Genomic DNA, 25,000 nt, shown 5'->3' with positions numbered 1-25,000 from the left:
GTCTCCCTAACTGAGCAGTTGTCGGCAGAGATCGAGGAAATCGTTCGCCAGCCCGGCAAAGAGCGCGAAGAGCACAAGCCAGACGGCGAGCATGAAATGGGAATAGAGCGTGCAAAGATCGATGCCGAGGCTAAGCCGCGCCGATGGAACATCGGCTGCGAATGACCTGACCGCGGTGCGGCCGACAATGACAAGCCCGCCGAGAATGTGCAGGCCATGCAGGCCGGTCAGCATGTAGAAGAAGCTGTTGGCGGGATTGTCGGCAAGCACATAGCCGGCCGCGTTCAGCTCCCGCCAGGCCTGAACCTGTCCTGCGAGAAAGAAGGCGCCCAGAACGAAACCGACGACAAGCGCCAGCCGCAGGGCTTCCATGCGGCCATGCCGCACCTCTCGTTTCGCCCATTGCAGCGCGGCGCTGCTGGTGGCGAGCAGGACGGTGTTCACCCAGAGCAGCCGGGGGACCGGCATCCCCCACCAGTCCGCCGATTCCATGCGCATGAAATAGGCGCTGACGGAAAGGCTGAAGAGGGCGCCGACGACGCCGAGAAACACGTAGAGGCCGATTTTAATCGCTGGAGCGGGTGGGTCTTCCCGGCCGGTTGCCGCTTGTACGGTGCTCGCTTCAAGCCAGGGCTTCGAGGTCAGCCGCTGCCCTGCCATCCACCAGGCGATGACGGCGCCGATTGCGGTGAGGAAGAGCAGGGTGACGTTCATGCCATCGCCTCCCGCGTGACGCTGCCGGTTGCAGGTTGGGTCTGCGGTATGAAATCCTCGGGCGCCCCCGGCACGCTGTAGTCATAGGCCCAGCGATAGACGACCGGCAGCTCCTTGCCCCAGTTGCCATGGGCGGGTGGCGTCTCGGGCGTCTGCCATTCGAGCGTCGTGGCGCGCCATGGATTGCCGCCTGCCTCCCGGCCCCGGAAAAGGCTCCAGACCAGGTTGAAGAGGAAGATCACCTGTGCGGCCCCGACGACAAGCGCCATGACGGTTATGAATACGTTCAGCGTGTGGGCCGACGGAGGAACGAACGCTGTCTCTCCCAGCTCGTAATAGCGGCGCGGCACGCCGAGCAGGCCGAGATAGTGCATCGGAAAGAAGATGGCATAGGTGCCGAGGAAGGTGATCCAGAAGTGGATATGGCCGAGCGCGTCGTTCAACATGCGTCCGGTCACCTTGGGATACCAGTGATAGATCGCTCCGAAGATGACGAGGATCGGCGCGACGCCCATGACCATGTGGAAATGCGCGACGACGAACATCGTATCGGACAGGGGCACGTCGACGACGACGTTGCCGAGGAACAGGCCGGTCAGACCGCCATTGACGAAGGTGACGATGAAGGCGAGCGCAAAGAGCATGGGCAGCGTCAGGTGGATGTCGCCGCGCCAGAGCGTCAGCACCCAGTTGTAGACCTTGATCGCGGTGGGGATGGCGATGATGAGGGTCGTGGTGGCGAAGAAGAAGCCGAACGCCGGGTTCATGCCGCTGACATACATGTGATGCGCCCAGACGATGAAGCTCAGGGCGCCGATGATGACGATGGCCCAGACCATCATGCGGTAGCCGAAGATGTTCTTGCGCGCATGCGTGCTGATGAGGTCCGAGACGATGCCGAAGGCGGGCAGCGCGACGATATAGACCTCGGGATGCCCGAAGAACCAGAACAGGTGCTGGAACAGGATGGGGCTGCCGCCGCCATGCTGCAACTGCTCGCCCATTTCGACGATGGCCGGCATGAAGAAGCTCGTGCCGAGCAGGCGGTCGAACAGCATCATGACGCAGGCGACGAAGAGGGCAGGAAAGGCCAGCAGCGCCATCACCGTGGCGGTGAAGATGCCCCAGACGGTCAAGGGCATGCGCATCAGCGTCATGCCGCGGGTACGTCCCTGCAGGACCGTCACCACATAATTCAGGCCGCCCATGGTAAAGCCGATGATGAAGACGATCAGCGAGGAAAGCATCAGCAGGATGCCCCAGTCCCTGCCGCCCGGCGTGCCGGACAGAACCGCCTGCGGCGGATAGAGTGTCCAGCCCGCTCCCGTCGGTCCGCCGGGCGCAAAAAAGCTGGCGACCAGGATCAGTACGGCGATGAGATAGATCCAGTAGCTCAGCATGTTCGCATAGGGGAACACCATGTCTCGGGCGCCGACCATCAGGGGAATGAGGTAATTGCCGAAACCGCCGAGGAACAGCGCAGTCAGCAGATAGATCACCATGATCATGCCGTGCATGGTGATGAACTGATAATAGCTGTCGGCGTCGATGAAGGCGAAATAGCCGGGAAATGCAAGCTGCAGGCGCATCAGCCAGGAAAGCGCCAGCGCTACCAGGCCGATCGAAATGGCCGTGACCGAATATTGCACGGCGATGATCTTGGCATCCTGGCTGAAGACGTACTTCGTCCACCAGCTTTTCGGATGGTAAAGCTCCACATCTTCGACTTCGGCGGACGGGACGGCGCCTGCGCTGCCGGCTGGAATCTCGACCATGATGTCTCCTCCCTTTCCTTCCGATGCGGGCTGGTCAGTTTGTCGGCTGCGGCTCCCTCGATGCCAGAAGCTGGGTGAACGTCTGCTGCTGTTCCAGCCACGCCTGATAGTCCGCCGCTTCGTCGACCACGACGGTCCCCCGCATCTGCGAATGGCCGACGCCGCAGAGTTCGGCGCAGAGAATCTCGAAAGTTCCCGTCCGCGTCGGCGTGAACCAGAAATAGGTGATCATCCCGGGGATCATGTCCATCTTGGCGCGGAATTCCGGTACGTAGAAATCGTGAAGGACATCGACGGAGCGCAACAGTATGCGCACCGGCTTGCCGACGGGCAGATGCAGCTCGCCGCCCTCGATGATGACGTCGTCGAGACCGGCCGTATCGTTCCTGTTCAGGCCCAGCGGGTTTTCGGGGGTGATGTCACGCGTATCCGAGCGGCCAAGCTCTCCGTCTGCTCCCGGCAGACGGAAGCTCCACAGCCACTGCTGGCTGACCACCTCGACCGGTGTGGCATCGTCGGGCACCGTGATGAACTGGTTCCACACCACGAGGCCGGGTGCAAGCATGGCGGCGACGCCGACGGCCGTTCCGGATGCCAGCAGCCATTCCAGTTTCCGGTTCTCCGGCTCATAGGCCGCCCGGTTGCCGGGTTTGTGCCGGAAGCGATAGACGCAATAGGCCATGAAGCAAACCACAGCCACGAAGACGACGCCGGTGATCCAGAAGGTGATAATGAGTGTGCTGTCGATATAGGTCCAGTTGGACGCGATCGGCGTCCACCACCAAGGGCTCAGCATGTGGAACAACACGGAGCCCAGCACCAGCAAGACGAGGATCAGCACAACAGCCATTTCCGCTCCTCCCTGAGCCGACCCGACCGTGGATAGGAAACCGCGTTCTACAAAATACGTTCTCAGTATCTCACAAGCGGAAAGAGCGGGCAATTACCGCAATTTGCGGATGTGTCTGCAAGGCTCCGTGCGACCGGCGCCCTGTAACCAGTTTCGGCATGAGGCGCTCAGGGTAGCGAAAAACGATTATCATTCATTGGAGGCAATGGTGATCCCGGCGCGATTCGAACGCGCGACCCCCAGATTAGGAATCTGGTGCTCTATCCTGCTGAGCTACGGGACCACTTCCCGCATCCATACAAAAGCCGCCCGGTTTAGCCAAGCCCTTTCCGCACCGTTATTCCGCCAGCCGGCGTTCGGCGAGCCGCACCCAATAGGAAATGCCGTAGGAGATCGCCTCGTCGTCGAAGTCGTAGTGCGGATTGTGGAGCGGCGCCGTGTCGCCGTTGCCGATGAAAATGAACGCGCCGGGACGCCGTTGCAGCATGAAGGCGAAATCCTCGCCGGCCATGGCAGGATCGACGTCGGTATCGACGTTGGAGGCGCCTGCCACTTCGGCTGCGGCGCCGATCGCGTGCTCGGTCTCGCGGTCGTGATTGACGGTGACCGGACACTTGCGCTCGTAGTCGATCGCCGCTTCCGCGCCATGGGCGCCGACGATGCCTTCGGCGATCTGGCGGACGCGCATTTCGGCAAGATCGCGGGTTTCCTCGCTCAGCGTCCGCACCGTGCCCCAGAGCGTCGCCTGATCCGGGATGATGTTGTGCGTCGTGCCTGCGTCGAACCGGGTCACCGAGATGACGACCGAGCGCAGCGGGTCGGTATTGCGGGCGGCGATCGCCTGCAGGCTGCCGACGAGCTGCGAGCCGATGAAGATAGGATCGATCGTCTTGTGCGGCTGAGCCGCATGGCCGCCGCGGCCCCGGATGGTGATGGTGAACCGATCGGGTGCGGCCATGATGCCGCCTTTGCGGATCGCGAACCGGCCGACCGGAATGCCCGGCATATTGTGCATGCCGTAGACTTCCTCGATACCGAAGCGCTCCATCATGCCGTCCTCGACCATCGCGAGCGCCCCGGCGCCTCCCTCTTCGGCAGGCTGGAAGATCAAGGCGACGGCGCCGTTGAAATTGCGGGTCTCGGCGAGATATTTCGCCGCACCCAGAAGCATGGACGTGTGCCCGTCATGGCCGCAGGCATGCATCCTGCCGGGCGTCCTGGAAGCCCAGGGCTTTCCGGTGATTTCGGTGAGCGGCAGGGCATCCATGTCGGCGCGCAGCCCGATCGTGCGGCCGCTCGTGCCCCTGCCGCGGACGATGCCGACGACCCCGGTGCGGCCGATGCCGGTCACGACCTCATCGACGCCGAATTCCTTCAGCTTCCGCTCCACGAAGGAGGCGGTGTTTTCAACCTCGTAAAGAATTTCAGGATTTTCATGGAGATATCGTCGCCACTCGCTGACCTCGCCCTGAAGTTCGGCGGCCCGGTTCAAAATCGGCATAATGTTCCCTGTTCTTGTTACTCACGCGGTTATGACTCGTCCTCCCCGGTGAATACTGCCCGTCATGATTGACGGAAGCAATCTTCTTTGCCATTGCTTGGCCACATAGGCCGCATATGCGCCGCACTCGTTAAGCTGCCCGAACGAGGAACTACCTTGCCAGATTTCCGCATCCGATCCGCGTCCGCCATCCGGCTGATCTCCGCCTTCACGGCACTCGGACTCTTAGCTTCCGCCGGAAGCGCCGCCGCCAATCCGAAGATGGTGGTCGACGTGAGGACGGGCAGGGTGATCGCCCACGAGGACGCCTTTCGCAAATGGTATCCGGCATCGCTGACCAAGCTGATGACGGCTTATGTCATCTTCAAGGAGCTCAAGAGCGGCAGGATCACGCTCGATACGCCGGTCATCATGAGCAAGAAGGCGACCGAGCAGCCGGCCAGCAAGATGTATTTCAAGCCGGGCTCCAGGCTGACCATGGACAGTGCGCTGAAAATCCTGCTGGTGAAGTCGGCCAACGACGTGGCCGTCGCGGTCGCCGAGACGGTGAGCGGCTCCGTCGATCAGTTCGTGGCGGCGATGAATGCGCAGGCTCAGAGCTTCGGCATGACGTCGACACGCTACATCAATCCGCATGGCCTGCCCGGCAAGGGACAGTATACGACGGCGCGCGACCTGGCGCTTCTGACGCTGCGCCTGAAACAGGATTTCCCGGAATATCAGATCTATTTCTCGCTGGAAGGCGTCGATACGGGCAAGAAACAGTATGCGAACTTCAACACGCTGATCGGCCGTTTCGACGGTGCCGACGGCATGAAAACGGGCTTCATCTGCGCCTCGGGCTTCAACCAGATCGGCTCGGCGACGCGCGACGGGCGTTCCGTGATTTCCGTGGTCCTTGGAGCCGACAGCCTTGCCGGCCGTGCGGACGACACCGCCAACCTGTTGCAGCAGGGGCTCACTTCCTCGCCGAACGGCGGCGTGCCCCTCGTCGCGCTTGCTCCTTACGGCGACACTGCCACCGTCAACGATGTCAGTGCCGAAATCTGCAATCCGAAAGCGGCCAAAGTGCGCAGCGAAACCCGCGACGATGCCGGCCGGACCATCCAGCATTCGCCGTATATTCATGAGATGAGCCGCCCGCCGGTCTACAGTTTTGCGGGCCTCATGTTCGGCGGCGAAGACGAGCCCGCTCCGGCGAAAGGCAAGACCGAGAAGATCGCCAACATACCGATCCCGCAGCCGCGCCCGACGTTTTAAATTTGGATTAGATCATGTCTTCTGCCCGCGACCGGATTCCGGTCTCCATCCTCACCGGCTTCCTCGGTGCGGGGAAATCGACGCTCCTGAACCGCATCCTCAAGGATCCGGGCACGAGCGACACGGCCGTGATCATCAACGAGTTCGGCGAGGTGGGCATCGACAACTTTCTCGTCGAAGCCTCCGGCGACGCTCTTGTGGAACTCTCCAACGGCTGCCTCTGCTGCACCGTGCGCGGTGAACTGGTCGATTCCCTGGCTTACATGATGGATGGCATCCAGACCGGCCGGCTGAAGCCGGTCCGTCGCGTGGTGATCGAGACGACGGGCCTTGCCGATCCGGCCCCGGTCATGCAATCGGTCATGGGCAATCCGGTGATCGCGCAGAATTTCGAGCTCGACGGCGTCATCACGGTGGTGGATGCGGTCAACGGGCTCTCGACGCTCGACCGCCACAGGGAAGCGGTGAAGCAGGCGGCCGTCGCCGACCGGCTCGTCATCTCCAAGCTCTCCATGGCGGATGCGGCGCAGGTCGCCGCGCTCAAGTCGCGGCTTGCAGCGCTCAATCCGCGGGCGCCGGTCGTGGATGGGGACGACGCAGAAGCCGGCACGGCATCGATCCTCGAAAACGGCCTCTACGATCCGGCCACGAAGATCGCCGACGTGGATCGCTGGCTGCACGATGAACTGGCGAACGACCACCACGCGCATGAACATCACGACCACCAGCATCATGACCACGATCATGACGGACATGACCACGGTCATGAGCATCACGGGCACGGACATCATCACGACGCGAACCGCCACGGCGACGATATCCGCTCCTTCTCGATCATCCATGACAAGCCGATCGATCCGATGGCGATCGAGATGTTCATCGATCTTCTCCGCTCGGCGCATGGCGAGAAGCTCTTGAGGATGAAGGCCGTGGTGGCGCTTTCCGACAATCCGGAGCGGCCGCTGGTCCTGCACGGGGTCCAGAGCGTCTTCCATCCGCCACAGCGCCTGCCGAAATGGCCGGAGGGCTCCGACCGCCACACGCGCATGGTGCTGATCACTCAAGGATTGCCGGAAGCCTTCGTCTCGGATCTGTTCGCCGCCTTCACCGGCCAGCCGCGGGTCGACAGGCCCGATCGTGCGGCGCTAGAAAGCAACCCGCTTTCCGTGCCGGGCCTGAGGATGTAGCGGGCTCAGATGGAATTGCCCCTCACCCTACCGCCAAGCGATACGTTGCGGAGAGGGGAAACGGTGCGGCATATCTCCTTCCCCCGTTAAAAACGGGGAGAAGGTGGCGGCAGCCGGATGAGGGGCCGTCCCCGGATCGGAGAGGTTAACCCTTGCGGATCAGGAAACGGTGGCCCGCTTCGGTCTTTTCCGAGCGGACGAGTTCATGGCCTTCCTGGCTGCAGAAATGCGGGATGTCGATGGCGGCAAGCGGGTCGGTGGTTTCGATGAGAAGTTCGGCGCCGCTTTCCATGGATTTCAGCCTGCGGCGCGTCTTCAGCACGGGCAGGGGGCATTTCAGGCCTCTCAGATCGTAGAGGCCGTCAATGGCCGACGTCATTCCGTGCTCCAGAACTTCCAGAACGGCTTTTTCTTGACTTCGGTGACCTGCGCCGGCGGCGCCGCATAGGCAAGCGGGTTCTGTTCCGGAACCGGAACCGTGGTCGTCGTGCCCTGGGCCGTGACGACGGTGGGGGCCGTCGCCGGTGCTGTTGCCGACGTGCTTGCGGTGGGCACCGAATCCTGCGCCATGCGCTCGGCGGCGGAGGTGGCGCGCGACGAAGGAGCGGCGGAAGCGAGCATCGTATTGGCCGGCTTGTTCCGAGCGGCCATGCGCTTTTCCATCATCTCCTTGAATTCGGCTTCGCTCATCAGCTTGCCGGCTTCGAGCGAGGTGCCGGTCGGCGCATAGGCAAGATCGCGGCCCTTGCGCTTGTCGGCGACAACCGCTTTTCGCTCGGCCTCGCTCGGCTCGTACCAGACCTTGCCTTCAAACTTGTCGATCGCCTTCTGGTAGGCGACCTCATAGGTCTTTTCGTAGGAGGTCAGCGCGGAGGCCAGTGCCGGCGGCGTCGACATGGGCGGGCAGGCCGAAGCGGCGTTGAACGTGCCGCTGCCGGTGAGCTGCTGGTTGAAGACGTATTTCTTCTCGCAGACGTTGACTTCCGGCGGCCGCTTGGTGACTTCGAAATTGTCGTAGCCGACCTTCAGCATCTTCCAGAAATCGTAATTCGGATTGTCGCGATGGCGCACCATGTTTTCCGCGGTCATGCGGAATGGCAGGGCTTGAAGCTGGACGGCGGTCTGGCCGCCCTTGAAGGCGTCGCGGGCGAAGGCGTAGATCTCCAGGACCTGTTCGTCGGTCATGGAATAGCAGCCGGACGACGAGCAGGCGCCGTGGATCATCAGGTTCGAGCCGGAGCGGCCGTTGGCTTGGTCGTAGCGGTTCGGAAAGCCGGTATTGATGGCCAGGTAATATTTCGAATAGGGGTTCAGGTGCGCCGGCGTCAGGCCGTAAAAACCTTCGGGAGCCTGGCGGTCGCCTTCCTTGACCTTGGGGCCGAGCTTTCCGGACCAGGCGCAGATGTCGTAGCTCTTGATGACTTCGAAGCGGTTGTCGGTCCTTGCCTTCCAGACCTCCAGCTTGCCCTCTTCCTTGAGGATGCGGATCATGATCGGCGAATTGCGCGGCATGTTCTTCTTCTGCATCTCCGCGACGATGCGGGAGGGCAGAGGCTGCTCGACCTTGTTCTTGACGGACTTCAAGTCGACGCTGGCCGAATCCAGCGTATCATTGCAGCCCGTCAGGGCGGTTGCGACGAGAAGGGTAAGAGCGATGTGTTTCAGGCGCATCGATACGGACCACGTGGATTTCGATAAGCGACCGGGATACGGTACAGGCTTCGATCAATAAAGCGGTAAGCTTTACATCTTCTTAACCGCTTCTATCCACCTGTCCAGCAAAACCACCCCGGCCCCACTGTTATCAGCAATGTGGCCAAATTTGGCTGTTTCGGCGGCGAATGTCGAGAGGTCAGAGGTTGCGGCCGATATCGAGGAACTTCTGGCGGCGCGCCGCCCTGACCTCCTCGCCCGAAAGCTTGCCGAGATCATCGAGCGCCGATGCGATGACCTTTCCGGTCGCGGCGATCACGGTATCGGGCTCGCGGTGCGCGCCGCCGATCGGTTCCGGAATGATGTCGTCGATAATGCCGAGCGCCTTCAGGTCGTCCGCCGTGATCTTCATGTTCGTCGCCGCTTCGCGGGCGCGGGTCGAATCACGCCAGAGGATCGAGGCGGCGCCTTCCGGCGAAATCACCGAATAGATGGCGTGTTCGAGCATGTAGACGCGGTTGCCGGTGGCGATCGCGATCGCGCCGCCCGAACCGCCTTCGCCGATGACGACCGAAACCATCGGCACCTTGAGCGCCAGACACATTTCGGTGGAGCGGGCGATGGCTTCCGCCTGCCCGCGCTCCTCGGCGCCGACGCCGGGATAGGCGCCCGCCGTATCGACCAGCGTGATTACCGGCAGACCGAAACGGCCTGCCATTTCCATGATGCGGATCGCCTTGCGATAGCCTTCAGGACGCGGGCTGCCGAAATTGTGCTTGAGGCGCGACTTGGTGTCATGGCCCTTTTCCTGGCCGATGACGGCGACGGGCATGCCGTTGAAGCGGGCGAGGCCCGCCTGGATCGCAGCGTCCTCTCCGAAATTCCGGTCGCCCGCGAGCGGCGTGAAATCGGTGAAGAGCTGTGCGGCATAATTGACGAAATGCGGGCGCTGCGGGTGGCGCGCGACCTGCGTCTTCTCCCAGGCGCCGAGCTTGGCATAGATTTCCTTGGTCGCCTCCCTGACCCTGGCTTCGAGCCTTCCGATTTCCTCGGACGTATCGATGCTCTCGTCTTCCGAGGCGAGCTTTTTCAGCTCATGGATCTTACCCTCGAGGTCCGAGATCGGCTTTTCGAAATCGAGATAGGTCTGCATGAGATCCGGTTTCCGGTTGTTTTATTTCAGGAACGCGGAGTTCCCATTTTCAGTTTGGGGCCTCTAATCCCGGTTTTTGCCCTGTTTTGCAAGAGGGTGATGCGTTTCGACCAGTTCGCGCAGCCGTTCTTCCAACACATGTGTATAGATTTGGGTGGTGGAAATGTCCGAATGGCCGAGCAGTTCCTGCACCACGCGAAGGTCCGCTCCGTTCTGCAGAAGATGGCTTGCGAAAGCATGGCGCATCACATGCGGGGAGATTGCGGCGGTTCTCAGTCCGGCGCGGGCGGCAAGGCCCTTCAGGTCGCGGGCGAAGACCTGCCGGGGCAGATAACCTTCCTTGCCGGCCGATGGAAAAAGCCACGGACTGTCGCCGGTGTGGTCTTCCCTTCGGGCGAGCGCCGCCTTTCGCGCCTCGCCATAGGACTTCATCGCGGCGATCGCCGAACGGGAAAGCGGCACGAGCCGTTCCTTGTTGCCCTTGCCGCGGATCACCAGGAAACGGCCTTCCTGATCGAGCACCTTGACCGGCAGCGAGACGAGCTCGCTGACGCGCATGCCGGTGGCATAGAGGAGTTCGAGCAGCGCCAGCATCCTGAGGCGGGTGAGCCGGTCCGGTCCGGGTTCGGCCGCTTCCCTTGCGGCAAGCTCCAGAAGCCGGGTCACCTCGTCCTCGCTCATGGTCTTCGGCAGCGCCCGGCCTTTTTTCGGCGCGTCGAGGACTGTCGTCGGATCGTCGCCGCGCAGCCCTTCCGCGTAGAGGAACTTGTAGAACTGGCGCATGGCCGAAAGCCGGCGCGCCTGGGACGATGCGGCAAAGCCCTGCCTGCCCAAATGGCTGAGATAGGCGGAGAGATCGGCGCTTCTGGCGGAGAGCGGCGACTTTCCCTTCGGAGCAAGGAAGGCATGCAGGTCTTCGAGATCGCGCTCGTAGGACGCGAGCGTATTGCCGGCCGCGCCCCGCTCGGCGCTCATCATTTCGAGGAAAGCTTCGATATGGGCGCGGGAAAGGTCGGTCATCTCCACCTGACGTTATCGCTGCGGGGCGGGGTTCAGCCGCTCGGAGGGAATGCGCACCGTCACGTCCCGTTCGCGCGGCTCCACCAGCACCACGAGCGCCACCATGCTTCCATAGACGATGCCTGCGATCACCGCCAGCACGAAGAGGAAACGGAAGAGGGTGGGCATTGAGGCGACCTGAATCTCCGCGAAGTTGCGTCGCAATATATCGATAAAGGTTTATATAACGGCAAGAACAAACTCTTCTCCGTGGCCTTTAACGGTTGCGACGGCTTGACGCTGCCTGAGCATTTGTCGATACCGTTTTTCGAAACGGACTTGACGATGATAGAAGCCCCGATACTCAGCGAAAAGGCGCGTGCCGTGCTCGGCAGGCGCAATCTGGTCTTTGTCGGCCTGATGGGCGCCGGCAAGTCGGTGATCGGCCGTCTGGTGGCGCAGAGCCTTTCCATCCCGTTCATCGATACGGACGCGGAGATCGAGAGAGTTTCCCGCATGACTGTCAGCGAACTCTTCGCGGCCTACGGTGAGGCGGAGTTCCGCTCCCTCGAGACCCGGGTCATCGAGAGGCTCCTGAGGAGCGGTCCGCGTGTCGTCTCGACCGGCGGCGGTGCCTTCATCAATGAGAATACCCGCCGGCAGATCAAGCGCGGAGGCATATCGATCTGGCTGAAAGCGGATCTCGATGTTTTGTGGGAGCGCGTGAACAAACGCGACCACAGGCCGTTGCTCAAGACGGAGAACCCCAGGCAGACGCTCGAAAACCTGATGATCCAGCGCTATCCGATCTACGCGGAGGCGGATCTCACCGTGCAGTCGGAAAATGTCCGCAAGGACGTGATGGTCAACGAGGTCCTGGCTGCCGTTGTCGCCATGGGCGATCGTTCCAGCGAAGGTGAATTGCAATGAATGTATCTTCCCGATCTCCTGAACGCCCCCTGGAGCGCACCGTGCATGTGCCGCTCGGCGAGCGTGCCTACGACATCCTGATCGGCCCCGGCCTGATCACGCGTGCGGGCGGCGAGATCACCGCGCGGCTCAAGGGCCGCAAGGCTGCGATCGTCACCGACGAGCATGTGGCGCCGCTCTATCTGGAAGCGCTGATGGACAGCTTGCAGACCGACGGCATCGAAGCCGTCTCGCTGACGCTTCCGGCCGGCGAGAAGACCAAGAGCCTGGAGCACCTGGCGACCGTCACCGACATGGTGCTGTCGGCCCGGATCGAGCGCAACGATGCAGTCGTTGCGCTTGGCGGCGGGGTGATCGGCGATCTGGCGGGGTTTGCGGCCGGCATCGTCCGGCGCGGCGTGCGCTTCGTCCAGATCCCGACCTCGCTCCTGGCGCAGGTCGATTCCTCCGTCGGCGGCAAGACCGGCATCAATACCCGCCACGGCAAGAACCTGCTCGGCGTCTTCCATCAGCCGGACCTCGTGCTGGCCGATTCGGCGGTGCTCGACACGCTCACCGAGCGGGAATTCCGCGCCGGTTATGCGGAGGTCGCCAAATACGGCCTGATCGACCAGCCGGATTTCTTCGCCTGGCTGGAGAAGAACTGGAGACAGGTCTTCGAAGGCGGCCCGGAGCGGATCGAGGCGATCGCGGTGAGCTGCCAGGCGAAAGCGGATGTCGTCGTCGAGGACGAACGCGAGACAGGGCGCCGGGCGCTGCTCAACCTCGGCCACACGTTCGGTCACGCGCTGGAAGCCGCCACCGGATACGACAGCCGCCGGCTGGTGCATGGCGAAGGCGTGGCGATCGGCATGGTGCTGGCGCACCAGTTCTCCGCGCGCATGAACCTTGCGAGCCCCGACGACGCGCAGCGCGTCGCGGCCCATCTCAAGGCCGTCGGCCTGCCGACGTCGATGAGCGACATTCCCGGAAAACTGCCGCCAACCGAAAAGCTGCTCGACGCGATCGCGCAGGACAAGAAGGTCAAGGGCGGCAAGCTCACCTTCATTCTCACCCGCGGCATCGGCCAGTCTTTCATCGCGAACGACGTGCCGTCGTCCGAGGTCTTGAGCTTCCTGGAGGAAAAGCGGCCGAAATGACGTCGAAGGGAGGTCTGCTGTCGCGCGCTGTCAACGCGGTGATCCGCGGCCTTCTGCGTTCGTCCGGCGTTTGCCTGTCGCAGGAGACGCTGTCGCTTTCCGGTCACGACGACCTGCATGCCGCGCTCGATGCACTTCATCGCGAAGGCAATTTCGATCGGCAGGATCGCGACCGCCTAAGCGGCCTCTTCGAGCTGGAAGAGCTCGAGGTCTCCGACGTCATGAAGCACCGCACGGTGATGCGGGCCGTCAATGCCGACGATCCGCCGGACGTGGCGGTCCGCACCGTGCTCGAAAGCCCCTATACGCGCATGCCGCTGTGGCGGAATTCGACCGAGAACATCATCGGCGTCGTGCATGCCAAGGATCTGCTGCGCGCGCTCGCCGAGCCGAACGCGCAGCCGGAAAACATCGACATCGTCAGGATCGCCCAGAAGCCGTGGTTCGTGCCCGACAGCACGAGCCTCAAGGATCAGCTCAACGCCTTCCTGCGGCGAAAAGTCCATTTCGCAGTCGTGGTCGACGAATACGGCGAGGTGCAGGGCATCGTGACGCTGGAGGATATTCTCGAAGAGATCGTCGGCGATATCGCCGACGAGCACGACATCGAAATTCAGGGGGTGCGCCAGGAGGCGGACGGTTCGATCGTCGTCGACGGTTCGGTGCCGATCCGCGACCTGAACCGCGCACTCGACTGGGATTTGCCGGATACGGAGGCGACGACGATCGCCGGCCTCGTCATCCACGAATCGAAGCTCATCCCGGAGGAGAGGCAGGCCTTCACCTTCTACGGCAAGCGCTTCATCGTCCTGAAGCGCGAGAAGAACCGCATCACGCGCCTGCGCATCCGTCCGGCCGGAGACGAGGCGCTGCCGGCGGAATAGCCTTTCGTTGCACCGGAGCCTTTACCGGAACATATTGGGATGCTCAGGAGGACGTATGATGAAGCATCGCATCTATTCAATCAGCGTCGCGAGCGTTTATCCCCACTATATCGCCAAGGCGGAGAAGAAGGGGCGCACCAAGGCAGAGGTCGATGAAATCATCTGTTGGCTGACGGGATACAGCCCGGAGACCTTGGGCGATCAGTTGGCGAAGAAGACCAACTTTGAGGATTTCTTTGCGCAAGCGCCTCAGATGAATCCTTCCCGATCCTTGATTACAGGCGTGATCTGCGGCATCCGCGTGGAAGAAATCCAGGAACCCACTATGCGGGAAATCCGCTACCTGGACAAATTGATTGACGAACTCGCGAAGGGAAAAGCGATGGAGAAAATCCTGCGGTATGCATCCTAGTTCCGCGAAAAGGGAAGGCTAAGCAATGCTTAAGTCGCCGGCCAAACTTCTTCTGGCGAGCGCCTGCGCGCTCTTGGCAGCAACCCAAGGAAATGCGTCGGAAACCCGCTGCGGGTGGTATGAAATGCCCACGTCCGGAAACCTCTGGCTCACCGATAAGGACGCAACCTGGAGCATAACCTCGCAAGGAGAGGCAGAGGGACCTGATGCCGTCGATGCGGAGAAGGCGCCTGCCTTCGACAGCAAGCAGTTCGTCGAAACGAACGTGCCGGGGGCAGGCTATGGCTACGGCTGTGCGTGCTTGCGGGTAGATGCCGACGCGAGGACGCAACGTATCACCAAGGTGTATTCGGGGACAATCCGGCCGCTTTCTGCCTGCCGTCATGATAAGACCTTACCGGCACCGCAAGGCTCATGACAGGGCGATGACCGCAACGGGCGCCAACGTGCCGCGACTCGTCGCAGGGGAATCGGGAAAAGATGGCGGTCGCCGCCGGCTAAGCGGCATTCTCATACTGGCGAGACCTTGGCCTATCGCCCCGTCATGCCTATCTAAGACCTGCTACCAGCGTGTCGGTTCGCCGGGTGCTGCGGCCTCCACCGCGAGGGCATGCAGGCCCGCGTCGAACTCGGATTTAAGCAGTTCATTCACCGTCCGATGCCGGTCGAGCCGGCTCATTCCGGCAAATTTCGCAGAGACGATGCGAACCCGCATATGGGTCTCGCCCGCTCCGGTGAACTGCGGCTGATGACCGGCGTGCTGATGGCTTTCGTCGAGAACGATCAGCCGTTCGGGCTCGAGGTTTTCGGTGAGCGTGGCTTCGATCCGGGCTTTGAGGGACATTTTTCGGCTCCGTTGCGACGTTCGGATCGCACATTGACGCGATGCAAAAAGGGGCATCCCAGAAACCAGTAACAAAGCGCTTTGTCAATTCTTGTCGTACCCAGCCGGCCATCCCATAATGAGGGCCTTATGAAGCTAGATTCCAAATATTTCGATCGTATCCGGACGCGCCGGAACAGGGAGCAGGAAACGGTCGCCCAAGCGCCGACCTGCCAGTGGGACGGGTGCGACAAGCCCGGCGTCCACCGCGCTCCCGTGGGCCGCAATGCGGAAGGCCAGTTTTTCCTCTTCTGTTTCGAGCACGTGAAGGAATACAACAAGGGCTACAACTACTTTTCCGGCCTTTCCGACGGCGAGATCGCCCGTTACCAGAAGGAGGCGGTGACCGGCCACCGCCCGACCTGGACGCTCGGCGTCAACAAGGCTGCGAAGCATGCGCCGCTCCATTCCACCATGCGTTCGGGCGGAGCGGCTGCGCACCGGTTCAAGGACCCGTTCGGTTTCGTGTCGCAGACCCGTCCGGGCGGCGGATCGCGCTTCGAGACGCAGGAACGCAAGCTGAAGACGCTCGAGGCGAAGGCCTTCGACACGATGGGGCTGACGGCAAGCGCCACGGCGACCGAGATCAAGAGCCGTTACAAGGAACTGGTCAAGAAGCACCACCCGGATGCCAACGGCGGAGACCGCGGTTCGGAAGAACGTTTTCGCGCCGTGATTCAAGCATATCAGTTGTTGAAGCAGGCGGGTTTCTGCTAAAGCCGTAAAAATTATGGCAGTGAGGATGACGGCCGGGCGGCGGCCCGCGCCTTGGAGAGATGATGAGTAAGATTGATTTGGATATTTCCAATCTTCCCGATACGACCGTTTCGGTCCGGGAAGTTTTCGGCATCGATACCGATATCAAGGTTCCGGCCTATAGCAGCGGCGATCCCTACGTCCCGGACCTCGACCCCGATTACCTTTTCGACCGCGATACGACCCTCGCCATCCTCGCAGGCTTCGCGCATAACCGGCGTGTGATGGTGTCCGGCTTCCACGGCACCGGCAAGTCCACCCATATCGAGCAGGTCGCCGCCCGCCTCAACTGGCCGTGCGTGCGCGTCAATCTCGACAGCCATGTGAGCCGTATCGACCTCGTCGGCAAGGACGCGATCGTTCTGAAGGACGGCAAGCAGGTCACCGAATTCAAGGACGGCATCCTGCCCTGGGCCTATCAGCACAATGTGGCGCTCGTCTTCGACGAATACGATGCCGGCCGTCCGGACGTCATGTTCGTCATCCAGCGCGTGCTGGAATCCTCCGGCCGCCTGACATTGCTCGACCAGAGCCGCGTCATCCGTCCTCACCCGGCCTTCCGCCTGTTCGCCACCGCCAACACGGTGGGCCTCGGCGACACGACCGGCCTCTATCACGGCACGCAGCAGATCAACCAGGCGCAGATGGACCGCTGGTCGATCGTGACCACGCTGAACTACCTGCCGCACGAGAAGGAAGTCGATATCGTCGCCGCCAAGGTAAAATCGTTCGGCAGCACGGCCGAGGGCCGCGAGACGGTTTCGAAGATGGTGCGCGTCGCGGACCTTACCCGTTCGGCCTTCATCAACGGCGATCTCTCGACCGTCATGAGCCCGCGCACGGTCATCACCTGGGCGGAAAATGCCGAGATCTTCGGCGACATCGCCTTCGCCTTCCGCATCACCTTCCTCAACAAGTGCGACGAGCTGGAACGCACGCTGGTTGCCGAACACTACCAGCGCGCCTTCGGGATCGAGCTGAAGGAAAGCGCCGCCAACATCGTTCTCGGAGCTTGAAGCCGAAGGGGCGAGGGTCATGGCAGGTCGCGGAGACAATTCGAAAGCCAAACCCGGCGGGCCGGTCGATACCGAGCCGTTGCGCCGGGCGATCACCGGCTGCGTGCGCTCGATCGCCGGCGACGCGGAAGTCGAGGTCACGTTCGCAAACGAGCGTCCGGGCCTTGCCGGCGAGCGCATCCGCCTGCCGGAAATCTCCAAGCGGCCGACGGCGCACGAACTCGCGGTGACCCGTGGGCTCGGCGATTCCATGGCGCTTCGGCTCGCCTGCCACGACACGAACGTACATGCCGCCATGTCGCCGCAGGGCGCCGATGCGCGCGTCGTCTTCGATGCGGTCGAGCAGGCACGCGTCGAATCGATCGGCGCGCTGCGCATGGCCGGCATGGCCGCCAACCTCAACTCCATGCACGATGAGAAATACGCCAAGGCGAATTTCTCCGGCATCGAGCGGCAGGAGGATGCGCCGGTCGGCGAAGCCGTCGCCATGCTGGTGCGCGAAAAGCTGACGGGGCAGAAGCCGCCGGAAAGCGCCGGCAAGGTGCTCGACCTCTGGCGTCCCTTCATCGAGGAAAAGACGGCGGGCGATCTCGACAATCTCAAGGGCGTGATCGAAGACCAGCAGGCCTTCGCCAGGCTCGTTCGGCACATGCTGACCTCCATGCAGATGGCGGAGGAGTTCGCGGACGAGGACACCGAGCCGGAGGAGATGGAGAACCCCAGCGAGGAAGACCAGCCGCGCAGCGGAGAGACCGAGAACGAGGAGGTCGAGGAAGAGGCCGGCTCGGATGCGGCTCCCGCCGAGCAGAGCGAAGCCTCCGACGAAGAACTCGACGAAGGAGAGATGGACGGCGCCGAAATGTCCGACGACGACATGTCCGACGACAGCGACGAGCATTCCGAGACGCCGGGCGAAACCCGCCGGCCCCAAAGCCCCTTCGACGATTTCAACGAGAAGGTCGATTACAAGATCTTCACGCAGGAATTCGACGAGGAGGTCATGGCCGAGGAGCTCTGCGACGAGGCCGAGCTCGACCGGTTGCGCGCTTTCCTCGACAAGCAGCTCGCCCATCTTCAGGGTGCGGTCGGCCGTCTTGCCAACCGCCTGCAGCGCCGCCTGATGGCGCAGCAGAACCGCTCCTGGGATTTCGACCTGGAAGAGGGTTATCTCGATCCGGCGCGTCTCGTGCGCCTCATCATCGATCCGATGCAGCCGCTCTCCTTCAAGAAGGAGCGCGATACGCAGTTCCGCGATACGGTCGTGTCTCTCGTCATCGACAATTCCGGTTCGATGCGCGGCCGGCCGATCACGGTTGCCGCCACCTGCGCCGACATTCTCGCCCGCACGCTGGAGCGCTGCGGCGTCAAGGTCGAAATCCTCGGCTTCACGACCAAGGCCTGGAAGGGCGGTCAGGCGCGTGAGAAATGGCTGGCGAGCGGCAAGCCCGCGACGCCCGGCCGTCTCAACGACCTGCGCCACATCGTCTACAAGTCGGCCGATGCGCCCTGGCGCCGGTCGCGCCGCAATCTCGGCCTGATGATGCGCGAGGGCCTGCTCAAGGAAAACATCGACGGCGAGGCGCTGATGTGGGCGCATCAACGCCTGATCCACCGTCCGGAACAACGTAAGATCCTGATGATGATCTCCGACGGCGCTCCGGTCGACGACTCGACGCTGTCGGTCAACCCCGGCAACTATCTCGAACGGCACCTGCGCGCGGTGATCGAGCAGATCGAGACGCGTTCGCCGGTCGAGCTTCTGGCGATCGGCATCGGCCACGACGTGACGCGCTACTACCGCAAGGCCGTGACGATCGTGGATGCGGACGAGCTTGCCGGCGCCATGACCGAGCAGCTTGCCGCTCTCTTCGAGGAAAATGCCGGCGCACCGGCGGGCCGTCTGCGGCGGGCCGGTTGAGGCCCGCGTTCTTGAAGCTTTCCCGCGTCGCGCTGTGGGCCGTCCTTTTCGGCGCGATCGCCTTTCCCGTGGCACCCGCCATGGAGAATGTAGCGGTCAGGGCGCGGGCGATCACGGAGTTCAAGCGAGGATCGGCGGAGACGCGGTTCGGTACCCTCGAATTCCTCGGCGGCATCGAGTTCTCGTCCTCTGACAGCCGGTTGCAATCGCTGTCGGGTATCCGCTTCCGCGCCGACGGGCGGAGCTTCGTCTCCGTGCTCGATACCGGCGGCTGGCTGACCGGCCGGATCGAACGGGATGCGGAAGGACGCCTTGCGGGTCTGACCGATATCTCGATCAACCCGATCCTGTTCCGGGGCGGGCGTCCGGGATCGAAATACAATACGGATGCGGAAGGGCTGGCACTGCGCCGGGGCCAGGCGATCGTCAGTTTCGAGCAGTTGCACCGCGTCGATGTCTATCCCGATCCGGGTTTCGAGACATCGGGACCGTTGAAAACCATCGATTTCCTCATTCCGCGCCACGAGTTGCGAAGGAATGCCGGCATGGAGACGGTAGCCGTCTCGCCCTCGTCAAGCCCGCTCAAGGGATCGCTGGTGGTCGTGACGGAGCACAGCCTGGACAATGACGGAAATCTGCTGGCGGCGATCCTGGAAGGGCCGCTCCGGGGTCCGTTTTCCGTGGTGCGCCATGATCCCTACGACGCGACAGACGGCGCTTTTCTGCCGGACGGCGATTTCCTGCTGCTCGAACGCCGCTTCAGCTTCATGGGTGGGCTCGGCATGCGCATCCGCCGGATCAAGGGCGAGAGCATCCGTCCCGGCGCCGTGGTGGACGGAGAAGTCCTCCTCGACGCCGACATGGGCTATGCGATCGACAATATGGAAGGGCTGGACGTCGTCGTCGGGCCGGAAGGCAAGCCGCATCTCATCCTGGTCTCGGACGACAACGGCAATATCTTGCAGCGCAATGTGATGCTGGAATTCCGGCTGAACCAGTAATTCAACCGGAGTGATGGTGATGCTCAGCGAGCCGGCGCCACCTGCGGCATCGGCTTCAGCACGTTCATCAGCGCGCCGTAGGGCAAGAGCAGGACGACGCCCACCAGGATCTTGACGACGAGATCACCGAGCGCCCAGGAAATCCAGCGCGGGGCTTCCGCCGTAAGGACGCCGAGGATCGGAGCCGAGGCGATCGCGAAATCCTCGTTCGGACCGATGAAGGCGAAAACGGGGGCGAAGGCGAGCGAGAAGAACAGCAGCGTGTCGAGCGCCGAACCGAGCAGGGAGCCGGCGAGCGGCGCGCGCCACCAGGTCTGGCGGCGCAGCCGGTTGAAGACCGAAATATCGAGAAGCTGGCCGATCAGATAGGCGGTGCCGGAGGCGACGGCGATGCGCGGCGCGGAAGCCAGGAAGGAAAGCGTCACGCCGACGACAAAGCCTGCAAGAACGACGCGGCGGGCGACCGAAGGTCCGAACTGCCGGTTGGCGAGATCGGTCACCAGGAAGGCGACGGGATAGATGAAGGCGCCCCAGGTCAGAAGATCGCCGAGGGCAATGCCCCAGAACGTGCCGATAACCGGAAACTGCACGAGGAAGTTCGAGGCGACGACGACGGCCGCCATGAGCAGGGCATAGATAAGGGTAAAGCGGGTCATTCGTATTTTTTTATCCTGGGTGATGCCACCAGTTGGAGTGCTATGCGGGCCAAGAGAAAAGGCTTGTCCGGTCTTACCCGTTCAAGCCTCCCTCAAAAGCCGGATGATATGTCGCGAAGCGATCAGGCGGCTTCGGCGGTCTTCTTGACGATCTGGCGGCGCAGCAGGCGGGCGCGCATCGACAGTTCGTTCTCGTCGGACTTCAGCAGGAAGGCATCGAGGCCGCCGCGATGCTCGACGGAACGCAGGGCGTGCGCGGAAACGCGCAGACGGAAGCGCTGGCCGAGAGCGTCGGAGATCAACGTGACCTGGCAGAGGTTCGGCAGGAACCGGCGGCGGGTCTTGTTGTTGGCGTGGCTTACATTGTTGCCGGTCTGAACGCCCTTGCCGGTCAGTTCGCACACACGAGACATGGATACACCTTTGTTCTTCTGCAATCGGATGGCTCTTCCGGACAATGCCCGGCGCGCCGATCCAACTGGTCCTGATTGGAAAGTTGCGGTTCTATAGTCAGTGAGACCCGCCGCGTCAAGCCAAAACCTCGGCCGGAGCCGGAGAGATTCCGCCTCTACCGGGATTATGCCGCTATTTTCTTGCCATTATGCCCGGTCTATATGTCGGCGGGAAGACGCTTGATCAGAGGAACGTGGCGTCGTCATCGTTCAGGGCGGAAATATGATCCTTCGCGGCCGTTTCGTCAGTGCCTTCATGCTCATCTTCGGGCTCACGGCGATGCCGCTCGGCTCGGCGGAAATCCGGCATGTCAGCGAATACGACATCTCGCTCGGCATCCTGCCGATCGCCAAGGCGTCGTTTGCCAGCGAATTCAACAGCAAGGATTACAAGATCACCGGCACGTTCAGGTCCGCCGGGATCGTGAACATCATCAGCCGGATATCCGCGGAAACGAACGTGAGCGGGCGCATGCAGGCCGACAGGCTGCAGGCCGACCGCTACAACCTCGTCTACAGCAACGGCCGCCGCACGCGGGTCTATGACGTCGAATACCGCAACGGCGACGTCACCGAAACGACGATCAAGCCCGCTCCGAGGCGCAATCCGGAAACCTGGATTCCGGTGACGGAGACGGATTTGCATTCCGTTCTCGATCCCTTGAGCGGCCTCATCTTTCCCGCGGACGCGAAGGTCTGCCCGAGCCGCCTGCCGATCTACGACGGCGAATCGCGCATGGATCTCGTGCTGACGCCCAAGGGTACAAGGCCGTTTTCGACGGACGGCTTCAAGGGAGAGGCGATCGTCTGCTCGATCCGCTACATGCCGAAATCCGGCTTCCGGCGCGGCCGCAGCGATATCGAGTATCTGAAGAAGATGCCGATGGAAATCTGGTTTGCCAAGGCGCAATCGGTGAATGTATATGCTCCCGTCTACGCCCGCATCCCGACGCGGATGGGCGACGTTTATGTGAAGGCCGTCAAATATGGCGGCTGACGCCGGTTCGTCGGCGTCAAGGGGGCACGAGTGAAAGTCCGGGGAACGTTGATCGGCTTTACGGCGATCCTGATGTGGTCGCTGCTTGCTCTGATGACCGCCGCCTCCGGCAAGATGCCGCCCTTCCAGCTCTCCGCCGTGACCTTCGCGATCGGCAGTCTGCCGGGGCTTCTCCTCTTCCTTGTAAAGCCCCGGCGCATCGCATTCCTGAAGCAGCCCCCGAAAGTCTGGATCACGGGCATCGGCGGCCTGTTCGGCTATCATTTCCTATATTTCACGGCGCTGCGGAATGCGCCGGCGGTGGAGGCGGGGCTCATCGCCTATCTCTGGCCGCTTTTGATCGTCGTCGGCTCCGCGCTGCTGCCGGGAGAGAGGCTGCGCTGGTACCACGTGGTCGGCGCGATCGCCGGCCTTTGCGGCACGATCGCCATCGTCTCGCGCAACGGCCTCTCCTTCGATGGCGCCTATACGCTCGGTTATGGCGCGGCTTTCCTCTGCGCCTTCACCTGGTCGGGCTATTCGCTGCTGACGCGGCGCTTCGACCGGGTCTCCACCGACGTGGTGACCGGCTTCTGCCTTGCGACCTCGGCTCTGTCGCTGGTCTGCCATCTGGCGCTGGAAACCACCGTCTGGCCGGCCGATGCGGGGGAGTGGGCGGCGGTCGTCGGTCTTGGCCTCCTGCCGGTCGGGGCCGCATTCTATGCCTGGGACTATGGCGTCAAGAACGGCGATATCCAGATCATCGGGGCGGCAAGCTATGCCGCGCCGCTTCTGTCGACGCTGATCCTGGTCGTCACCGGCTTTGCCGAGCCTGACTGGCGCATCCTGCTTGCCTGCCTGCTGATCACGGGCGGCGCAGTGCTCGCGGCGCGGGACATGTTCCGGCCGAAGCCGATCGCCGAGGCTGTTGCTGAATAGGCGTCTCCGAGGAACCGGAGGCGTTGGGGGGAGAAATGTCCGTCTTTTCGTCCGTCGTGCTGGCCGCGTCGCTTGCGCTCGCGCTTTTCCATTTCCGCTGGCTGGAGAGGCCGGCGAGCCATCCGCGCGCAGTGCTGAAAACCATGCCGGTGCTGTTGCTGGCTGTTTACGCCCTGCTCGCCGGTGCACCCTTGTTGCTCGTCGCGGCGCTGGCATTGGGAGCGCTTGGCGACGCCTGCCTTGCTTACGAGGGCGAGGCGGCTTTCATCGCGGGCCTTGCGGCATTCCTTTTCTCGCATCTTGCTTATGTGGCGCTGTTCTGGCCGGCGATCGAGCCGGGGTTGGTCGTCGGCAGCCCCTGGCGTTACGCCTTGGCCTGGACCTTCGTCGTCCTGCTGGGGATGATGCTTCTTGTGCTCTGGCGGCCCGCCGGCAAGCTCGTCCTTCCCATCGCGGTCTATGCGATCGCGATCATCGCCATGGCGCTCTCGGCGCTGATGCTCTGGCCTGTTCCGCCATCGGCGGGCGCAGCGCTGTTCGTGATGTCGGATGCGGCGCTTGCCGTTCAGAAATTTCTCGTGAAGCCCGGCTCTCCGGCAACGAAGCGGCTGAAATCCTTCGTCTGGGGCACCTATTACGCCGCCCAGCTCATCTTCACGCTGGCGTTCGCCGGATTGCCGCGCTTCTAGGAAACGCTCTAGGCCGAGGGTTCCCATCCCGGCGGCGCCATTTCGAAGCTCGCAAACTCGAAGCCGGGCGCGACCGTGCAGCCGACCAGCGTGAAGCGGCCGAGCGGCTCGGCGGCCTGCCAGGCATCCGCCGGCACCACGCCCTGCGGACGCTCGCCCTTCGCCAGATCGATGCCGAGCGTTATCGTTTCGACCGTCCTGCCGTCGGAAATCCTGAGCAGCAGCGGATCGCCCGCATGAAAATGCCAGACCTCCGCCGCATCGCGCACCCGGTGCCAATGCGACCGTTCGCCCGCCTGCAGCAGGTAATAGATCGCCGTCGAGTGGGCGCGTGCCGCGCCGCGATCGTCCCGGAAGGTCTCGACATACCAGCCGCCTTCGGGGTGGCGCTGCATGCCGAGCGCTTCGATGATGTCCTCGGCTTCCATTCAGAAATTGTCCTTGCGCTTGCGGATCTCGGCGAAGACTTCCTCGTTCGTCCTGCTTTCCATCAGCAGGTTGCGGCGGATGGCGGGATCGGCGGCGCGCAGGAAGGGATTGGTTTCCTTCTCCAGGCCCATCGTCGTCGGAATGGTGAACCTGCCGGCGGCGCGGGCTTCCTCGATCTCCTTCGCGCGGGCCTGCAGCCGCTCGTTGTCCGGATCGATAGTCAGCGCGAATTTGGCGTTGGAGAGCGTGTATTCGTGGCCGAAATAGACGGCCGTCTCGTCCGGAAGCACGGCGAGCTTCTGCAGCGAATGCCACATGTCGGCAGCCGGACGTTCGAAGATGCGGCCGCAGCCGAGCGCAAAGAGCGTGTCGGCCGCAAAGAGGATCTTGTCGTCGGGGAAATGGTAGCAGATGTGGCCGGCGGTATGGCCGGGCGTCTCGATGACGCGCACGAGGTGTTCGCCGAACTGGAATTCGTCTCCGTCCGCCATGGTCTTGTCGAGGCCGGGGATCGCCACCGCCTCGTTGAACGGGCCGATGATGTCCAGGCCGAATTTTTCCTTGAGCGCCAGGTTGGCTTCCACATGGTCGGTGTGGTGATGGGTCGTGAAGATATGGGTGATCTTCCAGCCGCGGCGGGCGGCGGCCTCGACGATCGGCTTTTCCTCCGGCGCGTCGACCGAAGCCGTCAGCCCGCTCTCCGGATCGTGCACGAGGACGCCGTAATTATCGCTTCGGCATGAAAAAACTTCGAGTTCCAGTGGTTTCATACGCTCGCCCCTATTGCTCAAATCTCTTTGCGGGACAATGTAGAGACTGCGTTCCCGA

General features: G+C 62.6%; 27 protein-coding genes, 1 tRNA gene and 1 pseudogene. 14 read left to right on the top strand and 15 right to left on the bottom strand.

Annotation, left to right across the window (positions count from 1 at the left end):
- Positions 1 to 6: 6 nt before the first annotated feature.
- The 5 genes from ACMGE0_RS09500 to ACMGE0_RS09480 form a co-directional block, all read right to left on the bottom strand.
- Positions 7 to 714, bottom strand: a complete 708-nt coding sequence (locus ACMGE0_RS09500; protein WP_436815605.1) for a cytochrome c oxidase subunit 3 — start codon at positions 712 to 714, stop codon at positions 7 to 9.
- Entirely contained in the window at positions 711 to 2,489 is a 1,779-nt protein-coding gene (gene ctaD, locus ACMGE0_RS09495; RefSeq protein WP_436815604.1) for a cytochrome c oxidase subunit I, read from the bottom strand. The genes ACMGE0_RS09500 and ctaD overlap by 4 nt, the downstream gene beginning before the upstream one ends.
- A gap of 34 nt (positions 2,490 to 2,523) precedes the next feature.
- Positions 2,524 to 3,339: a cytochrome c oxidase subunit II gene (locus ACMGE0_RS09490; protein ID WP_436815603.1), complete on the bottom strand. Its 816-nt coding sequence runs from the start codon at positions 3,337 to 3,339 to the stop codon at positions 2,524 to 2,526.
- 206 nt (positions 3,340 to 3,545) lie between these two features.
- Positions 3,546 to 3,622, bottom strand: a tRNA-Arg gene (locus ACMGE0_RS09485).
- A gap of 54 nt (positions 3,623 to 3,676) precedes the next feature.
- On the bottom strand, positions 3,677 to 4,840 hold the full coding sequence (locus ACMGE0_RS09480; RefSeq protein WP_436815602.1) for a M20 aminoacylase family protein: 1,164 nt from the start codon (positions 4,838 to 4,840) through the stop codon (positions 3,677 to 3,679).
- Positions 4,841 to 4,996: 156 nt separating this feature from the next.
- Between ACMGE0_RS09480 and ACMGE0_RS09475 the strand changes: the two genes are divergently transcribed.
- Both ACMGE0_RS09475 and ACMGE0_RS09470 read left to right on the top strand, forming a co-directional pair.
- Positions 4,997 to 6,100 carry a D-alanyl-D-alanine carboxypeptidase family protein gene (locus tag ACMGE0_RS09475; RefSeq protein WP_436815601.1) on the top strand — a complete coding sequence of 368 codons (1,104 nt, stop codon included), beginning with the start codon at positions 4,997 to 4,999 and terminating at the stop codon, positions 6,098 to 6,100.
- Positions 6,101 to 6,114: 14 nt separating this feature from the next.
- Positions 6,115 to 7,287, top strand: coding sequence for a CobW family GTP-binding protein (locus ACMGE0_RS09470; protein WP_436815600.1), 1,173 nt, complete (start codon positions 6,115 to 6,117; stop codon positions 7,285 to 7,287).
- A 145-nt stretch (positions 7,288 to 7,432) separates the two neighbouring features.
- On the opposite strand, the gene ACMGE0_RS09465 is transcribed toward ACMGE0_RS09470, so the two are convergent.
- The 5 genes from ACMGE0_RS09465 to ACMGE0_RS09445 form a co-directional block, all read right to left on the bottom strand.
- Complete coding sequence (locus ACMGE0_RS09465) at positions 7,433 to 7,666, bottom strand: sulfurtransferase TusA family protein (protein WP_436815599.1); 234 nt, start codon at positions 7,664 to 7,666, stop codon at positions 7,433 to 7,435.
- Positions 7,663 to 8,958: a L,D-transpeptidase family protein gene (locus ACMGE0_RS09460; RefSeq protein WP_436815598.1), complete on the bottom strand. Its 1,296-nt coding sequence runs from the start codon at positions 8,956 to 8,958 to the stop codon at positions 7,663 to 7,665. The genes ACMGE0_RS09465 and ACMGE0_RS09460 overlap by 4 nt, the downstream gene beginning before the upstream one ends.
- Before the next feature lie 181 nt (positions 8,959 to 9,139).
- Complete coding sequence (locus ACMGE0_RS09455) at positions 9,140 to 10,093, bottom strand: acetyl-CoA carboxylase carboxyltransferase subunit alpha (RefSeq protein ID WP_436815597.1); 954 nt, start codon at positions 10,091 to 10,093, stop codon at positions 9,140 to 9,142.
- Positions 10,094 to 10,156: 63 nt separating this feature from the next.
- Positions 10,157 to 11,113, bottom strand: coding sequence for a site-specific tyrosine recombinase XerD (gene xerD, locus ACMGE0_RS09450; protein WP_436815596.1), 957 nt, complete (start codon positions 11,111 to 11,113; stop codon positions 10,157 to 10,159).
- A 12-nt stretch (positions 11,114 to 11,125) separates the two neighbouring features.
- Positions 11,126 to 11,281: a hypothetical protein gene (locus tag ACMGE0_RS09445; protein ID WP_143531447.1), complete on the bottom strand. Its 156-nt coding sequence runs from the start codon at positions 11,279 to 11,281 to the stop codon at positions 11,126 to 11,128.
- A 156-nt stretch (positions 11,282 to 11,437) separates the two neighbouring features.
- On the opposite strand from ACMGE0_RS09445, the gene ACMGE0_RS09440 reads away from it, so the two are divergent.
- From ACMGE0_RS09440 to ACMGE0_RS09420, 5 genes and pseudogenes are all read left to right on the top strand, one after another.
- Positions 11,438 to 12,022: a shikimate kinase gene (locus tag ACMGE0_RS09440; RefSeq protein ID WP_436815877.1), complete on the top strand. Its 585-nt coding sequence runs from the start codon at positions 11,438 to 11,440 to the stop codon at positions 12,020 to 12,022.
- The gene (gene aroB, locus ACMGE0_RS09435; RefSeq protein WP_436815595.1) at positions 12,019 to 13,161 is read left to right on the top strand and encodes a 3-dehydroquinate synthase; all 1,143 of its coding nucleotides are present in this window, start codon (positions 12,019 to 12,021) and stop codon (positions 13,159 to 13,161) included. The genes ACMGE0_RS09440 and aroB overlap by 4 nt, the downstream gene beginning before the upstream one ends.
- An 11-nt stretch (positions 13,162 to 13,172) precedes the next feature.
- Positions 13,173 to 14,045 (top strand): annotated as a pseudogene (locus tag ACMGE0_RS09430) (HlyC/CorC family transporter); the annotation flags it as partial.
- A 55-nt stretch (positions 14,046 to 14,100) separates the two neighbouring features.
- Positions 14,101 to 14,457 carry a DUF2200 domain-containing protein gene (locus ACMGE0_RS09425; RefSeq protein ID WP_436815594.1) on the top strand — a complete coding sequence of 119 codons (357 nt, stop codon included), beginning with the start codon at positions 14,101 to 14,103 and terminating at the stop codon, positions 14,455 to 14,457.
- A 25-nt stretch (positions 14,458 to 14,482) separates the two neighbouring features.
- Positions 14,483 to 14,875: a DUF4087 domain-containing protein gene (locus ACMGE0_RS09420; RefSeq protein WP_436815593.1), complete on the top strand. Its 393-nt coding sequence runs from the start codon at positions 14,483 to 14,485 to the stop codon at positions 14,873 to 14,875.
- A 144-nt stretch (positions 14,876 to 15,019) separates the two neighbouring features.
- On the opposite strand, the gene ACMGE0_RS09415 is transcribed toward ACMGE0_RS09420, so the two are convergent.
- A complete protein-coding gene (locus tag ACMGE0_RS09415) occupies positions 15,020 to 15,301 on the bottom strand; it encodes a BolA family protein (protein WP_436815592.1) in 282 nt (93 codons plus the stop codon).
- A gap of 129 nt (positions 15,302 to 15,430) precedes the next feature.
- On the opposite strand from ACMGE0_RS09415, the gene ACMGE0_RS09410 reads away from it, so the two are divergent.
- The 4 genes from ACMGE0_RS09410 to ACMGE0_RS09395 all read left to right on the top strand — a co-directional run bounded on the left by ACMGE0_RS09410 (position 15,431) and on the right by ACMGE0_RS09395 (position 20,031).
- On the top strand, positions 15,431 to 16,057 hold the full coding sequence (locus ACMGE0_RS09410; protein ID WP_436815591.1) for a J domain-containing protein: 627 nt from the start codon (positions 15,431 to 15,433) through the stop codon (positions 16,055 to 16,057).
- A gap of 62 nt (positions 16,058 to 16,119) precedes the next feature.
- Entirely contained in the window at positions 16,120 to 17,112 is a 993-nt protein-coding gene (cobS, locus tag ACMGE0_RS09405; RefSeq protein WP_436815590.1) for a cobaltochelatase subunit CobS, read from the top strand.
- A gap of 19 nt (positions 17,113 to 17,131) precedes the next feature.
- The gene (cobT, locus tag ACMGE0_RS09400) at positions 17,132 to 19,030 is read left to right on the top strand and encodes a cobaltochelatase subunit CobT (protein WP_436815589.1); all 1,899 of its coding nucleotides are present in this window, start codon (positions 17,132 to 17,134) and stop codon (positions 19,028 to 19,030) included.
- 32 nt (positions 19,031 to 19,062) lie between these two features.
- Positions 19,063 to 20,031: an esterase-like activity of phytase family protein gene (locus ACMGE0_RS09395; RefSeq protein ID WP_436815876.1), complete on the top strand. Its 969-nt coding sequence runs from the start codon at positions 19,063 to 19,065 to the stop codon at positions 20,029 to 20,031.
- 23 nt (positions 20,032 to 20,054) lie between these two features.
- Here ACMGE0_RS09395 and ACMGE0_RS09390 read toward each other — a convergent pair whose 3' ends face one another.
- Both ACMGE0_RS09390 and rpmB read right to left on the bottom strand, forming a co-directional pair.
- Positions 20,055 to 20,687: a queuosine precursor transporter gene (locus tag ACMGE0_RS09390; protein ID WP_436815588.1), complete on the bottom strand. Its 633-nt coding sequence runs from the start codon at positions 20,685 to 20,687 to the stop codon at positions 20,055 to 20,057.
- Between the two features lie 122 nt (positions 20,688 to 20,809).
- Entirely contained in the window at positions 20,810 to 21,100 is a 291-nt protein-coding gene (gene rpmB, locus ACMGE0_RS09385) for a 50S ribosomal protein L28 (protein WP_037157063.1), read from the bottom strand.
- A 262-nt stretch (positions 21,101 to 21,362) separates the two neighbouring features.
- Here rpmB and ACMGE0_RS09380 point away from each other — a divergent pair, with 262 nt between their 5' ends.
- The 3 genes from ACMGE0_RS09380 to ACMGE0_RS09370 are packed head-to-tail and all read left to right on the top strand — an operon-like array spanning position 21,363 to position 23,743.
- Entirely contained in the window at positions 21,363 to 22,136 is a 774-nt protein-coding gene (locus ACMGE0_RS09380) for a DUF3108 domain-containing protein (RefSeq protein WP_436815587.1), read from the top strand.
- A 30-nt stretch (positions 22,137 to 22,166) separates the two neighbouring features.
- Positions 22,167 to 23,054, top strand: a complete 888-nt coding sequence (gene yddG, locus ACMGE0_RS09375) for an aromatic amino acid exporter YddG (RefSeq protein WP_436815586.1) — start codon at positions 22,167 to 22,169, stop codon at positions 23,052 to 23,054.
- A 35-nt stretch (positions 23,055 to 23,089) separates the two neighbouring features.
- On the top strand, positions 23,090 to 23,743 hold the full coding sequence (locus tag ACMGE0_RS09370) for a lysoplasmalogenase family protein (RefSeq protein ID WP_436815585.1): 654 nt from the start codon (positions 23,090 to 23,092) through the stop codon (positions 23,741 to 23,743).
- Positions 23,744 to 23,751: 8 nt separating this feature from the next.
- On the opposite strand, the gene ACMGE0_RS09365 is transcribed toward ACMGE0_RS09370, so the two are convergent.
- Positions 23,752 to 24,171 carry a cupin domain-containing protein gene (locus tag ACMGE0_RS09365; RefSeq protein WP_436815584.1) on the bottom strand — a complete coding sequence of 140 codons (420 nt, stop codon included), beginning with the start codon at positions 24,169 to 24,171 and terminating at the stop codon, positions 23,752 to 23,754.
- Entirely contained in the window at positions 24,172 to 24,942 is a 771-nt protein-coding gene (gene gloB / locus ACMGE0_RS09360; RefSeq protein ID WP_436815583.1) for a hydroxyacylglutathione hydrolase, read from the bottom strand.
- Between the last annotated feature and the right edge of the window lie 58 nt (positions 24,943 to 25,000).

The organism is Neorhizobium descurainiae (genome assembly GCF_051400715.1).
Lineage (GTDB): Bacteria > Pseudomonadota > Alphaproteobacteria > Rhizobiales > Rhizobiaceae > Neorhizobium.
This window is presented reverse-complemented; position numbering and strand designations above follow the sequence as displayed.

Coding starts and splice junctions, on each gene's coding strand:
- ACMGE0_RS09500 (WP_436815605.1), bottom strand. CDS start 714: ATGAACGTCACCCTGCTCTTCCTCACCGCAATCGGCGCCGTCATCGCC.
- ctaD (WP_436815604.1), bottom strand. CDS start 2,489: ATGGTCGAGATTCCAGCCGGCAGCGCAGGCGCCGTCCCGTCCGCCGAA.
- ACMGE0_RS09490 (WP_436815603.1), bottom strand. CDS start 3,339: ATGGCTGTTGTGCTGATCCTCGTCTTGCTGGTGCTGGGCTCCGTGTTG.
- ACMGE0_RS09480 (WP_436815602.1), bottom strand. CDS start 4,840: ATGCCGATTTTGAACCGGGCCGCCGAACTTCAGGGCGAGGTCAGCGAG.
- ACMGE0_RS09470 (WP_436815600.1), top strand. CDS start 6,115: ATGTCTTCTGCCCGCGACCGGATTCCGGTCTCCATCCTCACCGGCTTC.
- ACMGE0_RS09465 (WP_436815599.1), bottom strand. CDS start 7,666: ATGACGTCGGCCATTGACGGCCTCTACGATCTGAGAGGCCTGAAATGC.
- ACMGE0_RS09460 (WP_436815598.1), bottom strand. CDS start 8,958: ATGCGCCTGAAACACATCGCTCTTACCCTTCTCGTCGCAACCGCCCTG.
- ACMGE0_RS09455 (WP_436815597.1), bottom strand. CDS start 10,093: ATGCAGACCTATCTCGATTTCGAAAAGCCGATCTCGGACCTCGAGGGT.
- xerD (WP_436815596.1), bottom strand. CDS start 11,113: ATGACCGACCTTTCCCGCGCCCATATCGAAGCTTTCCTCGAAATGATG.
- ACMGE0_RS09445 (WP_143531447.1), bottom strand. CDS start 11,281: ATGCCCACCCTCTTCCGTTTCCTCTTCGTGCTGGCGGTGATCGCAGGC.
- ACMGE0_RS09440 (WP_436815877.1), top strand. CDS start 11,438: ATGATAGAAGCCCCGATACTCAGCGAAAAGGCGCGTGCCGTGCTCGGC.
- aroB (WP_436815595.1), top strand. CDS start 12,019: ATGAATGTATCTTCCCGATCTCCTGAACGCCCCCTGGAGCGCACCGTG.
- ACMGE0_RS09425 (WP_436815594.1), top strand. CDS start 14,101: ATGATGAAGCATCGCATCTATTCAATCAGCGTCGCGAGCGTTTATCCC.
- ACMGE0_RS09420 (WP_436815593.1), top strand. CDS start 14,483: ATGCTTAAGTCGCCGGCCAAACTTCTTCTGGCGAGCGCCTGCGCGCTC.
- ACMGE0_RS09415 (WP_436815592.1), bottom strand. CDS start 15,301: ATGTCCCTCAAAGCCCGGATCGAAGCCACGCTCACCGAAAACCTCGAG.
- ACMGE0_RS09410 (WP_436815591.1), top strand. CDS start 15,431: ATGAAGCTAGATTCCAAATATTTCGATCGTATCCGGACGCGCCGGAAC.
- cobS (WP_436815590.1), top strand. CDS start 16,120: ATGAGTAAGATTGATTTGGATATTTCCAATCTTCCCGATACGACCGTT.
- cobT (WP_436815589.1), top strand. CDS start 17,132: ATGGCAGGTCGCGGAGACAATTCGAAAGCCAAACCCGGCGGGCCGGTC.
- ACMGE0_RS09390 (WP_436815588.1), bottom strand. CDS start 20,687: ATGACCCGCTTTACCCTTATCTATGCCCTGCTCATGGCGGCCGTCGTC.
- rpmB (WP_037157063.1), bottom strand. CDS start 21,100: ATGTCTCGTGTGTGCGAACTGACCGGCAAGGGCGTTCAGACCGGCAAC.
- ACMGE0_RS09380 (WP_436815587.1), top strand. CDS start 21,363: ATGATCCTTCGCGGCCGTTTCGTCAGTGCCTTCATGCTCATCTTCGGG.
- ACMGE0_RS09370 (WP_436815585.1), top strand. CDS start 23,090: ATGTCCGTCTTTTCGTCCGTCGTGCTGGCCGCGTCGCTTGCGCTCGCG.
- ACMGE0_RS09365 (WP_436815584.1), bottom strand. CDS start 24,171: ATGGAAGCCGAGGACATCATCGAAGCGCTCGGCATGCAGCGCCACCCC.
- gloB (WP_436815583.1), bottom strand. CDS start 24,942: ATGAAACCACTGGAACTCGAAGTTTTTTCATGCCGAAGCGATAATTAC.